The sequence below is a fragment of the Anoxybacillus amylolyticus genome (assembly GCF_001634285.1).
Taxonomy (GTDB): Bacteria; Bacillota; Bacilli; order Bacillales; family Anoxybacillaceae; genus Anoxybacteroides; species Anoxybacteroides amylolyticum.
Map to the genome: position 1 here is coordinate 2,264,043 of NZ_CP015438.1, position 12,050 is coordinate 2,276,092.

Here is a 12,050-nt window from a genome sequence, read left to right on the forward strand (position 1 = left end):
TCCTCATCCTCCCTAGTACATCGCTGATAATCGCATGATCTCTTCTTGAGATGTTGCAGCAGTATCGACGATCCCGGCTGCTCGTCCGTTGCTCATCACTAAAATCCGGTCAGTAACCCCTAGTAATTCCGGCATTTCTGAAGAAACCATAATAATCCCTTTTCCTTCTTCGGCCAACTTGTTAATTAACTGATAAATTTCAAATTTTGCCCCCACATCAATGCCGCGTGTTGGCTCGTCTAACAATAAAATTTCCGGTTTTGTCAGTAACCACCTTCCAATGATCACTTTTTGTTGATTTCCGCCCGATAAACTCCGGATCGGTGTTTTTTGCGAAGGAGTTTTTACTTTCATTGCATCGATAACCCATTTTGTATCACTAGACGCCTTACGATCAGATACAAACAACCCTTTTGTCCGATATTGGCGGAGATTCGCGATTATCGAGTTAAATCCGACACTAAGGTCAGGGTATATGCCTGTTGTCCTTCTTTCTTCCGTCACAAGCGCAAACCCATTTTTAATTGCCTCTTGTGGAGAGTTGTTTTTAATGACTCGGCCATGAAGTTCGATTGTACCGGATTGAATGGCTCTCAGCCCGAATAGCGATTCAAGCAACTCTGTACGCTTTGATCCAACTAATCCCGCAATACCTAAAATTTCCCCTTTTCTTAATTCAAAACTGACATTAGAAAAAGAGGGTTGTGTTTCCGCTGTCAAATTCGTTACCTTTAAAATTACATCCCCTGGTTTATTTGTTTTCGAAGGAAACCGTTGCGACAAATCTCTTCCTACCATAAGTCTAATAATTTCATCTGTCGTTAACTCCTTAGCACTTTTCGTAGTAATATATTGACCATCCCTCATAATTGTAACTTCATCAGATATTTTTAAGATTTCTTCCATTTTATGGGAGATGTAAATAATACCAATATTGTCTTTTTTTAATCTGTGGATAATGTTAAACAAATGCTCTACTTCTTTTTCTGTAAGCGACGATGTTGGCTCGTCCATCACAATGACTTTCGATTGATAAGAAACCGCTTTAGCGATTTCCACCATCTGCATCTCAGAAACAGATAGAGTGCTGACCCTTCTGCGTGGATCAATATGGATATCAAGGCTTTTAAAAATTTCTAGCGTGCTGTCATACATTTTCTTTTCATCTATGAAAACGCCTTTTTTCGGGTAACGACCTAACCAAATATTATCCATCACACTCCGTTGACGTACTTGGTTAAGCTCTTGGTGTACCATGGAAACCCCATTTTCTAGCGCTTGTTTCGAATTTTCGAATGCTACTTCTTTTCCATCAAACAAAATTTGACCTTCATCCATCGAATAAATCCCAAATAAACATTTCATTAAAGTAGATTTACCCGCACCATTTTCACCCATTAATGCATGAACTGTCCCAGGTTTAACTTTCAACGAAACGTTTTGTAGAGCAATTACTCCTGGAAATCTCTTTGTTATATTTTTCATTTCCAATATATAAGCAGCGCTAGATGATGCCATTCTTAAACCTCCTAGACAAACCGTGTTAAAAATAGGACTTATTTTAAAATGGTCTTCGTACCGAAATAGCATTGTATGCCGAACTTTGGAAATTTCTATTGAGATAGCGCCTTAGTCATCATGAATTCTACTACACTAAGGCGCTATCTCTAATTAACATATCTTATTTATAAGCATCTTTACCTACTTGGATATTATCTTTTGTAATTCCAACATAAGGTACACGAACGGCTTTTGTTTTATCTAATTTCCATTCCGTTCCTTCCAATACATCTTTCCCTTTCGCTGCGTTTGTCGCGAGTTCAATAGTTGCCTTTCCTTGATTTTTCGCATCATTCAATACAGTACCAATCATCTTTCCTTTTTCGATCATTTCAAGCGCTTCTGGAATGGCATCAACACCAACTACCGGAACAAATTTATCCCCATTAAAATACCCTGCTTTTTCAAGCGAAGCGATCGCACCAAGTGCCATAGCGTCATTATTACAAATAACAAATTCTATCTTGTCATTAAACTTAGAAATCCAAGCATCCATTTTTTCCGTTGCCTTTGTCGCGTCCCACATAGCAGTATCCATTGCTAACTCTTCCACTTGAATACCTTTTTGTTTAATCGTTTCGATGGAATATTTTGTACGTGCTTCGGCATCAGGGTGTCCCGGTTCCCCTTTCAACAGTACGTATTGAATTTTCCCATCCTTGTTTTTGTCATATTTATCTTTATTCGCTTCCCATGCCTTAGCAATTAATTCCCCTTGAATAATACCTGACTCTGCTGAATTTGTTCCTACATAATATGCTTTATCATAACTAGCTAATACATTGGCATCTGGCTCTTTGTTAAAGAAGATAACGGGAATATTTTTAGCTTTCGCCTTGTCAATCACGGTTTGGGCAGCTTTTGGATCTACTAAGTTAATCGCTAATGCTTTTGCGCCTTTCGCTATTAACGTATCGATTTGCTCAATTTGTTTCGCTTGGTCGTTTTGCGAGTCGTTCAACATAAGGTTTATTTTTCCTTTTGCCGTTTCCTCCATCGCACGACGTACATATGACATAAAGTTGTCATCAAATTTGTAAATGGTTGCTCCAACTGTAGGAAGGGCATTATCACTATTTGTATTTTTAGCGTCATTCGTTGTACTACTGCATCCCGTAGCTAGCAGAATGCTAGAGGCAACTGTCAAAGATAAAATCAATCCTTTTTTGTTTTTAAACATATTAAGTCCCCCTTCACTTTACATAATTGCACCTTGTTTATGTAAGCCCTTACATAAAAGATGCTATAAAAGACAGTCCCGAAAACTCGTTATCCAACAAAACATAAGATTCGTATAAAAAATCCCGAAAACCTTTATAGTCACCCCCTCCCATTAAGTTAATTTTTACTTAAACTTTTAAGTAGAATATAACAAAAAACTATTACGTTATCAATGCTTTTTTAGAAATATTTACACCTTTTAACTATACTTAGTGTTTTTTGAGCTTCCATCCCTCAAACAAAGCAGCCGCACCTTGCGCCATGTTTAATAAAATCGCCGAAGCAGGGAAAATGCTGTATCGAAAAAGGAGAGTGTTGGAGAAAATTGCTCAATTAGAAACCGGTGCCGAATGAGACACCGGTTTTATTTTTTAGACGCCTCCACAAATAATAGGAAAAAATCTCGCCAATTATTAATGGTTAATCAACGCTTCTAAGCCTCCATACTACGCTAACGAAATCGCCATGGCGTTCTGGCACATTGAGCCCCACATACATCAGTTCATCTCCGCCATACACTTCCCCGGTACCAATGATTTCGTACTGTTTATTCGGATTTTAGCCCTTTCAGCCGTTTGAACCTCTCATGGCTAAAGCCACGAGATTCTTGGGTAGTCTGTTCTACCGAACAGAATTAGTACATGATGTACCACCAAGCTATCCCCGCAGTCCCTGCGGTTCCTGCGATGATGCAGATAGTAGTCTTTTGCCTTCGGCAAGAATATTCAAACTTGCGTTTATGTCTCTATCCCATTTGCTATGGCAAGAAGGACATTCCCATTGTCGCAAGTTAAGATTTTTAACCTCTTTGCTTTGGTATCCACAACACGAACAAAGCTGAGAGGAAGCAAATGTTTTACCTACAACAACGACAGTACGTCCATACCACTTTGCTTTATACTCAAGCATGGTTCTGAATGGATACCAAGATACTTCGCTAATCGCTTTCGCAAGTTGGTGGTTCTTCATCATGTTAGACACTTGCAAATCTTCCATCGCAATGATGTCGTGGTTTTTGACAATATGCGTTGAAATCTTTTGCAAGTAATCTGTTCGGGCATTTGCAATGCGTTCATGGATTCGAGCAACCTTCACTCGTTGCTTATTCCAGTTTGAAGAACCTTTTACACGTCTGGAAAGAATACGATGTGCTTTCGCTAATTTTTCTTCAAGTTTACGAAACCACTTTGGATTTTCGTATCTTGTATTATCAGAAAGAATAGCGAAATCCTTTCGCCCAACATCGATACCAACTTCTTTGTTTGTTTTCGGCAATGGTTGTACGTCTGTTTCTACTAACAACGAAACAAAGTATTTACCGGAAGGATTGCGTCTCATCGTAGCGTTCAAAATACGTCCTTCTACTTCTCTTGATTTTGCAAAACGAACAAGACCAAGTTTTGGTAGCTTGATGTGTTTATCAAGCACAACAATATTTCCATTTGTGTATTTAGTTGTATACGATTGAACGTTATTCTTTTTAGACTTGAATCGCGGTTTATTATTTTGCTTTTTGAGGTAGCGGTCAAACGCATCCGCTAAATGACGAAGCGAACTTTGTAAAGCGATACTGTCCACTTCTTTTAGACAAGTTAATTCTTTCTTTAATTGAGTTAATAGTGAGGAACAAGCGTTGTAAGTCAATCCTTTGCCTGTTTCTTTATATGTTTCATTCCACTTCACCAAGAAATGATTGAACACAAAACGAGAACAACCAATTGTTTTAGCGATTAAGATTTCTTGCTCTTTGGTTGGATAGATACGGAATTTGTACGCTTTATTTACTAACATTGATTTCACCTCACTTTCTGATTTTGAATATATTGTCGTAGTTGCGCTTCCATGTGTTCTCTTACGGTTGCCACAAAATAAGAAGGATTCCAAATATTCCCTCCCCATAGCTTCTTTTTTAACTGCGGGAACTCTTTAAATAGCAACCTTGCGGAAACACCTTTTAACGCTTTGATGATATTCGGAATGGAATGTTGCGGATTGCAATCAATCAAGAGATGGACGTGGTCACCATCACTTTCAATTTCTGAAATCGTGAACCCATTATCTGTGGCCATCTGATTCAGTATCTCTTTTCATCTTGTGTCTATATCACCAAGTAATACTTTATGGCGATATTTCACATACCATACAATATGGTATTGGATAGAGCATATTCTCTCTCATGTTTGACTTCTGCCATGTTATCCACCTCAACCATAGGATAACATATGTTAAATATTTTTTAATTCATCACCGCTAAATATCAGTGTTTTTGTTAATTGATAAGTTAATATATGTCGGGAAATTGACGTGTCAAAAGACACGCCTTGTCCAAAGCCGATTCATCTCATGACTAAAGTCACGAGTGTTCTCGGCTAATTCATAAAATAAATTCGGTTGCCTAGATTCGTCTAGACAACCGAGTCGTTTAAAACGCCTTAATTTATGTGTCCCACTGCCTCTTTCAACGCTGTTTCTAGTTCTTCTGTATACTCCCGCGTCAGCTCCTCCGTCCATTGCAAATGCTCGGCCATAAAGCGAATGACGGCGTCTTTCCATGTCCGCACCCATTGAATGTTAAACAAAAGAGCGCCGGTGCGGCGGATGAAGTAATCAGAAGGTTTGACGGCCATTTCATCTTCAATGGCGTATAAAAGCGTCGCAAACACGTCGCGCGAAAGCCCGCAGTTTTCTTCATAATCCTTGCTTAATGCAAATAAGCGGTCAACGTTCGTTCCGTATTGTTTCGCCAAGCGTTCTCCTTCTGCTTTCGTAAAGCCGTAGCGCGTCGCTTCTTCCGCTTTTTGCGCAATAAACGCAGGCAATTCGGCGGAACCACCGACATCGCCGCCGGAAATCGGCAAATGCTTCGTTTGGCAAGGACGGAACGCCAATCCTTCTTCTTTATCCAACTGTTTGGCGACCAAATCAACGACCGTTTCTGCCATTTTTCGGTATCCGGTTAGCTTTCCACCCGCAATTGTCACAAGCCCTGAAGGAGATTGCCAAATTTCATCTTTCCGGGAAATTTCCGATGGATTTTTTCCCTCTTCGTAAATAAGCGGCCGCACTCCCGCCCAGCTTGATTCAATATGTCCTGCCGTCACCCGCACCGACGGAAACATATAATGAATCGCTTGCAGCAAATAGTTGCGGTCTTCGGCTGTCATTATTGGATGTGCAAGATCGCCGTCGTAAAACGTATCGGTCGTGCCGACATACGTTTTCCCATCGCGCGGAATGGCAAACACCATCCGTCCGTCCGGTGTGTCGAAATATACAGCTTGTTTCAACGGAAAATGGTTTTGGTCGATGACAATATGAACGCCTTTTGTAATTTTTAACATTTTCCCATGTTTCGAACCGTCTTTTTCCCGCAAATCATCGACCCATGGCCCTGCTGCGTTAATCACCTTTTTCGCTCGAACCGTGTACGTTTGACCAGTAAGTTCATCGCGGCAGCGCGCCCCGACGACGCGTCCGTTTTCGTACACAAACGCTTCTGCTTTGACGTAATTTGCGACGTCTGCACCGCACTCGACCGCTTTTTTCAACACTTCGATCGTTAAGCGGGCATCGTCGGTTCGGTATTCGACATAGTATCCGCCGCCAATAAGCGCGTCTTGTTTCAACAGCGGTTCTTTTTGTAGCGTTTCCTCCTTATTTAACATCGTCCGGCGCTCACTTCGTTTTACTCCCGCTAAATGGTCGTACACCCATAGTCCAACCGATGTGCTCCATTTGCCAAACGTCCCGTCTTTATAAATCGGCAACAACATCCACTCCGGCGTCGTTACATGCGGACCGTTTTCGTACACAATCGCCCGCTCTTTTCCAACTTCGGCGACCATTTTCACCTCGAATTGCTTCAAATAACGAAGCCCTCCATGCACCAGTTTCGTCGAACGGCTCGATGTCCCTGCTGCGAAATCTTGCATTTCCACTAACGCCGTTTTCAACCCGCGCGTTGCTGCATCCAACGCAATGCCACATCCCGTAATCCCACCACCAATAATAAGCACATCGTAATATTCTCTGCCCATTTTTTCTAACATGATCGGACGTTTCATCGTTTCTCCTCCCCCTTTTTAAAAGCAAAAAGAGACCACAACAAACACGACAAGCCTTTGCTTATCATGTATGCATGGTCTCTCCTAATCTCCTGACATGGTATTAACTTGCTTTTATTATAACGAAAATCCCCTCATTTGGCTAGCGAAAAAATCGTTAGCGCACCGCCGCATAATGTTCCCATAGCGCTTTGTTTGACGTCGTAACTGCGGTCGCTCCAGCTAAGAACGCCTGCTCCACATCATCAACCGTCCGCACAAGCCCGCCTGCCAAAATCGAGAGGCCTGTCCGCTCTTTTACTTCTTGAATGACATGCGGCATCGCCCCTGGCATCACTTCAATAAAGTCCGGATTTGTTTTCTCAATCAACTGGTAACTTTTTTCAAGCGCGTGCGAATCTAATAGGAAAATGCGCTGAATGGCTAACACCTTTTTTTGCTTTGCTTTTATAATCACACTTCCCCTTGTCGAAATTAACCCATATGGCTTAAATTCTTGGCACAAATATTCCGTAGCATACTCATCATGGCTCAGCCCTTGGATTAAATCGGCATGAAGCAGTAGCTTTTTCTCACATTGGCGCGCATAGTGAAACACGCTTTTTAGCTGCGAAAGATGCAATTCAAGCAATACCCCAACGTCGTATGGACTTCGCAAAAACACTTCAAAATCTTTCATCGTTTTCATTGCAGGAATGATTTTTTGCGAATTCAAAAAAATCGCCCCTTACTCATGATTTTTCGCCGCTTCTGCCGCCACTGTGCATGTCGTAAGCAACGCCCTCGGCTTGCAAGCGCTTATTTTAATCCCCCGCTTTTGAAATTTCTCAATGACGTGCTGAATTTCCTTCTTTTGTCGATTGCTATGCAAATGCTCTTCCATCTCTTCTCACCTTTCTTCGATATCTTTACTTTTCGCTTTCGGAAGAAACAGCTCTACTGTTGTCCCTACTCCGACCTCGCTTTCCATCACAATTTGGCCGCCGTATTTATCGACAATTTCTTTTGCAATGGCAAGCCCAAGCCCTACTCCGCCTTTCTCGCGACTCCTCGCTTTATCCACTCGATAAAACCGTAAAAACACTTTTTCTAATTCGTCACGCGGTATCCCGATTCCTTTGTCACGAACAGAAATCGATACGTATTTTCCTTCCTCTTTCAGTCGGATTATGATTTCTTTTTCGTGCTGAGAATATTTGACCGCATTATCCAGTAAAATTAGCAGCAGCTGCTCAAGATGATGCTTCGCGATCCGTACAAGCACCTTCTCTCCTACCTCATCAATAATAGAAAACCGAAAACTTGGATGAAGAACGCGGAAGTTTTTAATAATTTGCTCCGCAGCTTCTTTCGGAGCAGTCGGCTGGAATTCCAACGGGATCGCAAGCGCTTCCGCATGAGATAAATCTAAAAGCTCAAGCACAAGCTTTTTTAAGCGATATACTTCTTGCACCGCTGCTTCTAGCGATTCCTCCAAAATCTCGGGGTTGTGTTTTCCCCATCGCTTTAACAGCGAAAGATGGCCTTCTAAAATGGCAATTGGCGTCCGCAATTCGTGTGAAGCATCTTCGATAAACTGCTTTTGCTGACGAAATGAATGTTCAATTTCATCCATCATCTCATTAAACATTGCCATTAGCTGCGACATTTCATCATTCGCAGCCGGAACGTCGATGCGTTCTTCAAATCCGTTCTTTTTAATGTTGCGCATCGTGTTTGTGACCGCTTGCAGACGCCCAACGAAATGGTTGGCGATAAATCGTCCGAACGACGCGCTCATGAACATTGCCACCATTCCGATGAACGTCATAATAAAAAAAATCGTATTAATCATTTGTTGGAACTTCACAAGGTGGCGGACAACTTCAATCGTTCCGTTTATCCGCGAAACATGTAACGGCTTACGTAAAATAACTGAGCGCTCATCGTCTACTAAATGGTAATTCACTTCTAATTTTTCCGGTTTTCCTGCTGGGAAAAGCGAAACGGAAACATGGTTAGAAACGGATACGACCACATTTCCTTTTTCGTCTAAAATACGGATCGCTTGATATTTTTCATTTAGCTTTTCGAGCAACGGTTTGCTTTGACGAATATCGTCCCAAGATAAATTACGTTTCTCTCCATAATAAGTTTCAATTTCTTCAACTGTTTTTTCTATCGCTTTTTCTTCACCGTTCAACAGCCAATGCTTCACCGTTTCGTATTGCAACCACGTAAACAAAAAATAAACGATAAAAATCACTGCCGCCGAAAGAACGGTGAGCTTCCATTTTAATGAGACGTTTTCTAAACGAAAAAGTTTCATGACCGCATCACATATCCCGCTCCGCGCACGGTCTGAATATAACGCTCTTTGTCTGTTTCGTCTAATTTATGGCGCAAATAACGAACGTACACGTCTACTACGTTCGTTTCTACTTCCGTATCAAATCCCCATACTTTATTGAGCAACGCATCTCTTGTTAAGACGATATCCACATTTTGCAAAAACGTCACGAGCAAATCGTATTCCCGCTTCGTTAACTCAATCGTTTGCCCGTCTTTTTTCACAACGCGTGCTTTTACATCGACAACAAGATCTTTAAACGTTAAATATTCTTGATCCATCGATGGATGGACGCGGCGAAACAATGCGCGAATGCGAGCTAATAGTTCCTCAATCGCAAACGGTTTGACAATATAGTCGTCCGCACCGCTATCTAGCCCCATGACGCGATCGAAGACGCTGTCCCGTGCGGTAATCATAATAACTGGGGTTTTTTTTACCGCCCGCAATCGACGGCATACTTCCATGCCGTTTAAACTTGGCAACATTAAATCTAACAACACAAGCCCCCACTCTTCTGCGAGTGCCAGCTCTAACCCTTCTCTGCCGTCATGGCATACGCGCACTTCATATCCTTCATGTGATAAATCTAATTCGATAAATCGCGCTAAATTTGCTTCATCTTCAATAATTAAAATTCGCTTATTCACCAAAATCCCTCCTACCCCTTATCATACCAAAAAGAAATGCCAACCGCCTCAAGCGATTAGCAAAAACTAACTGTCCGTCTTTTGTCAAATAACCTCTAGCGGTTAAATTAGTACGGTTTATTAAACAAATCGATAAATGCTTGCACAATTTCGATGAATTGGTACGTAAGCAAAGAGACAGCTGTCCCTGAGAAAAAAAGAGTAATTACCATATGCATGTGCGCTCCCTCCTCATTCCATGCCGGCCTTTTGCTAAGGACGGAGCTTCGATTTTCGCAAAAATGGTAGTGATTTCTAAGGTGTGAATGCCGGCTTTTTTTCATCATAGCCGTTCAATCTTAAAAACAAATGAAATTTTTCTAAAAAATACTCGTGACCTTTTTTGCCGATAGCACATATAGTGAAAGGTAGAGGAGGAGATTACTATGAGCGATCATTTTCAACTACCAAGAAAAAAACAGGAAGAGGAGCCGTTTCAACGGTTGCGGGAGATGGTAAGCCAATTTTTGGACGAACAGCCGATTCGGAAAATGTTTGAAACGCTCGATGAATATGTTCACGATACCATTTTACGCTCCTACATCCCAATAGACGTCCACGAAACGGCGCGCGAATACATCATTACCGCTTATCTCCCGAACGTCAACCGTCAACAAATCCAACTTGAATTTGATGACACGGTGCTCCATCTCACCGTTCATCATCGCGAAATCGTCGAATCGGCCGACGAGCAAAACAACGTCTACAAAAAACGGCGCATGCAACAACAGATGATGCGGACAATTCCATTGCCTTATCCAGTCAAAGAAAGTGAAATTAAAGCCTCGTTTGAAAACGGCGAACTCGTCATTCGTCTTCCACAAAAGAAAAAATTTATTGACATCGAGTAAAGGTGCATGTGCACCTTTTTTTGTACATACTATACATGTCACTTATTTTCCAACGGAGGAGAAAAACAATGGAACCAACGTTAGCTTATTTGCGCGAAGTGTTGTCTAACTATTTAGATTCCCATACGTCTATCCCTCGACATATTTATCAAAAAATAGTAACGAAACCGTATCCGAACGAAGAAGCATTCGTCCGCGATTTGTCGCAACAAGAAATCGCCTTTTTAGATCGCATCTTGCCACGCGAAATTCGTTATGCGCTAAACGAGCAAGATACGGTGCGCGCTCATCATTTAAACGAAGTGTACGAACTGTTATTTTAACAAACTGTCTATCTGACATAACCGCCGATCCATCCGTGAAGTTGACAGGAAAAGGTGTCCGCTGCGGACACCTTATTTTTTAAACGTACTAATCAGTCCTTTCAAGACGCTATTTACTTGATTGACGGTGTTAATCATTTGCCCAACAGTATTCATCATTTTATTAATGTCGTACGTTCCTTCTGACGTTTTAAACTGTGATATAATCGCTGGAACCCCTGATGGTGGTTTTAACATTGGGCTCGGTTTTGGATACGGCGTGATTTGCGGAGAATGCTGCCCTATCATCGGCCAATGTGGCGGCTGTTGGTATGGATGAATTGGTGGGTAGTGTGGCCAATGTGGAATAGGTGGCGGAAACGGCGCACGCTGCGAATATGGATAAATATACGGAAATCGATACATACACTCCCCCCTCTTTTTTCGATTCAGTACTTCATCATATGCAATAGATAGGCGGCAAGTGCGCGCGGACATGTCACAAGTTGTCGGAAGTTTCAATTTTTTGAATTTATCGAGATGTGCCATTTTTATGATAAGATGTATAAAAACACAGGGGGGATGCACGATGAACGCAACCGAATTAAAAAATAAATTCATCGCCACCAAAAATTATGAACCAGCCGATTTAAATGAACTGCTCGATTTTGCCCGCCAACTGTATTTACGAAGCGAAATCACGATTTCCGAATACCGTGATATTACTCGTGAACTCGAATTAGCTGGAGCATGTAAGCCAGCGGAAAAAAACGAATATGTCGGGTTGTAATGCATGATTCTCCCACCTCTGCGGAAAAGTAACGGTGAGGAGGTGGCGTCATGGGACGAGGTATACATTTTCACCATAAGCGAAAAGGGCATGAACAAGAACCGCCAGCACATGGAAAACACGTTCCGCCAAAACAGACCGAGCGGGTCGAATACGAAATCGGAACAGTCGCAACCGAAGCGGGAGGCCCAATTTCTGTGAAAGTCGAAAAAAACGACTAACAAAAACGGCTTTCCCTTGAAAA

13 protein-coding genes and 2 pseudogenes are annotated in these 12,050 nt (G+C 41.8%); 4 read left to right on the top strand and 11 right to left on the bottom strand.

Going from position 1 to position 12,050, the window contains the following annotated elements; genetic code table 11:
• Nucleotides 1-12 precede the first annotated feature (12 nt).
• The 10 genes and pseudogenes from mglA to GFC30_RS11505 form a co-directional block, all read right to left on the bottom strand.
• A complete protein-coding gene (mglA, locus tag GFC30_RS11470) occupies nucleotides 13-1,518 on the bottom strand; it encodes a galactose/methyl galactoside ABC transporter ATP-binding protein MglA (protein ID WP_066325648.1) in 1,506 nt (501 codons plus the stop codon).
• Nucleotides 1,519-1,681: 163 nt separating this feature from the next.
• The gene (gene mglB, locus GFC30_RS11475; RefSeq protein WP_066325650.1) at nucleotides 1,682-2,740 is read right to left on the bottom strand and encodes a galactose/glucose ABC transporter substrate-binding protein MglB; all 1,059 of its coding nucleotides are present in this window, start codon (nucleotides 2,738-2,740) and stop codon (nucleotides 1,682-1,684) included.
• A gap of 461 nt (nucleotides 2,741-3,201) precedes the next feature.
• A pseudogene (locus GFC30_RS17810) lies at nucleotides 3,202-3,361 on the bottom strand (GH36 C-terminal domain-containing protein); the annotation flags it as partial.
• Between the two features lie 77 nt (nucleotides 3,362-3,438).
• Nucleotides 3,439-4,572, bottom strand: coding sequence for an IS200/IS605 family element RNA-guided endonuclease TnpB (gene tnpB / locus GFC30_RS11480; RefSeq protein WP_066325652.1), 1,134 nt, complete (start codon nucleotides 4,570-4,572; stop codon nucleotides 3,439-3,441).
• Nucleotides 4,573-4,577: 5 nt separating this feature from the next.
• Nucleotides 4,578-4,949 (bottom strand): annotated as a pseudogene (tnpA, locus tag GFC30_RS11485) (IS200/IS605 family transposase).
• Between the two features lie 264 nt (nucleotides 4,950-5,213).
• On the bottom strand, nucleotides 5,214-6,845 hold the full coding sequence (locus GFC30_RS11490) for a glycerol-3-phosphate dehydrogenase/oxidase (RefSeq protein ID WP_066325655.1): 1,632 nt from the start codon (nucleotides 6,843-6,845) through the stop codon (nucleotides 5,214-5,216).
• Between the two features lie 157 nt (nucleotides 6,846-7,002).
• The gene (locus GFC30_RS11495) at nucleotides 7,003-7,533 is read right to left on the bottom strand and encodes a glycerol-3-phosphate responsive antiterminator (protein ID WP_066327357.1); all 531 of its coding nucleotides are present in this window, start codon (nucleotides 7,531-7,533) and stop codon (nucleotides 7,003-7,005) included.
• Between the two features lie 39 nt (nucleotides 7,534-7,572).
• The gene (locus GFC30_RS17220; protein ID WP_169807005.1) at nucleotides 7,573-7,728 is read right to left on the bottom strand and encodes a hypothetical protein; all 156 of its coding nucleotides are present in this window, start codon (nucleotides 7,726-7,728) and stop codon (nucleotides 7,573-7,575) included.
• Nucleotides 7,729-7,734: 6 nt separating this feature from the next.
• On the bottom strand, nucleotides 7,735-9,153 hold the full coding sequence (locus GFC30_RS11500) for a HAMP domain-containing sensor histidine kinase (RefSeq protein ID WP_066325658.1): 1,419 nt from the start codon (nucleotides 9,151-9,153) through the stop codon (nucleotides 7,735-7,737).
• Complete coding sequence (locus GFC30_RS11505; protein ID WP_066327359.1) at nucleotides 9,150-9,824, bottom strand: response regulator transcription factor; 675 nt, start codon at nucleotides 9,822-9,824, stop codon at nucleotides 9,150-9,152. The genes GFC30_RS11500 and GFC30_RS11505 overlap by 4 nt, the downstream gene beginning before the upstream one ends.
• A gap of 425 nt (nucleotides 9,825-10,249) precedes the next feature.
• Between GFC30_RS11505 and GFC30_RS11510 the strand changes: the two genes are divergently transcribed.
• A complete protein-coding gene (locus GFC30_RS11510; RefSeq protein ID WP_066325659.1) occupies nucleotides 10,250-10,714 on the top strand; it encodes an Hsp20 family protein in 465 nt (154 codons plus the stop codon).
• A gap of 68 nt (nucleotides 10,715-10,782) precedes the next feature.
• Entirely contained in the window at nucleotides 10,783-11,037 is a 255-nt protein-coding gene (locus GFC30_RS11515; protein WP_066325661.1) for a sigma-G-dependent sporulation-specific acid-soluble spore protein CsgA, read from the top strand.
• 72 nt (nucleotides 11,038-11,109) lie between these two features.
• Here GFC30_RS11515 and GFC30_RS11520 read toward each other — a convergent pair whose 3' ends face one another.
• Nucleotides 11,110-11,442 carry a YppG family protein gene (locus GFC30_RS11520; protein ID WP_066325663.1) on the bottom strand — a complete coding sequence of 111 codons (333 nt, stop codon included), beginning with the start codon at nucleotides 11,440-11,442 and terminating at the stop codon, nucleotides 11,110-11,112.
• 163 nt (nucleotides 11,443-11,605) lie between these two features.
• Here GFC30_RS11520 and GFC30_RS11525 point away from each other — a divergent pair, with 163 nt between their 5' ends.
• Nucleotides 11,606-11,806, top strand: coding sequence for a YppF family protein (locus tag GFC30_RS11525; protein ID WP_066325665.1), 201 nt, complete (start codon nucleotides 11,606-11,608; stop codon nucleotides 11,804-11,806).
• A 50-nt stretch (nucleotides 11,807-11,856) separates the two neighbouring features.
• The gene (locus GFC30_RS17225) at nucleotides 11,857-12,027 is read left to right on the top strand and encodes a hypothetical protein (RefSeq protein ID WP_169807006.1); all 171 of its coding nucleotides are present in this window, start codon (nucleotides 11,857-11,859) and stop codon (nucleotides 12,025-12,027) included.
• Nucleotides 12,028-12,050 lie beyond the last annotated feature (23 nt).

Bases quoted from the DNA above. Each gene is read 5' to 3' on its own strand.
- mglA (WP_066325648.1), bottom strand. From the start codon at position 1,518: ATGGCATCATCTAGCGCTGCTTATATATTGGAAATGAAAAATATAACA.
- GFC30_RS11510 (WP_066325659.1), top strand. From the start codon at position 10,250: ATGAGCGATCATTTTCAACTACCAAGAAAAAAACAGGAAGAGGAGCCG.
- GFC30_RS11490 (WP_066325655.1), bottom strand. From the start codon at position 6,845: ATGAAACGTCCGATCATGTTAGAAAAAATGGGCAGAGAATATTACGAT.
- GFC30_RS11495 (WP_066327357.1), bottom strand. From the start codon at position 7,533: ATGAAAACGATGAAAGATTTTGAAGTGTTTTTGCGAAGTCCATACGAC.
- GFC30_RS17220 (WP_169807005.1), bottom strand. From the start codon at position 7,728: ATGGAAGAGCATTTGCATAGCAATCGACAAAAGAAGGAAATTCAGCAC.
- GFC30_RS11525 (WP_066325665.1), top strand. From the start codon at position 11,606: ATGAACGCAACCGAATTAAAAAATAAATTCATCGCCACCAAAAATTAT.
- GFC30_RS11520 (WP_066325663.1), bottom strand. From the start codon at position 11,442: ATGTATCGATTTCCGTATATTTATCCATATTCGCAGCGTGCGCCGTTT.
- GFC30_RS17225 (WP_169807006.1), top strand. From the start codon at position 11,857: ATGGGACGAGGTATACATTTTCACCATAAGCGAAAAGGGCATGAACAA.
- GFC30_RS11500 (WP_066325658.1), bottom strand. From the start codon at position 9,153: ATGAAACTTTTTCGTTTAGAAAACGTCTCATTAAAATGGAAGCTCACC.
- GFC30_RS11515 (WP_066325661.1), top strand. From the start codon at position 10,783: ATGGAACCAACGTTAGCTTATTTGCGCGAAGTGTTGTCTAACTATTTA.
- tnpB (WP_066325652.1), bottom strand. From the start codon at position 4,572: ATGTTAGTAAATAAAGCGTACAAATTCCGTATCTATCCAACCAAAGAG.
- mglB (WP_066325650.1), bottom strand. From the start codon at position 2,740: ATGTTTAAAAACAAAAAAGGATTGATTTTATCTTTGACAGTTGCCTCT.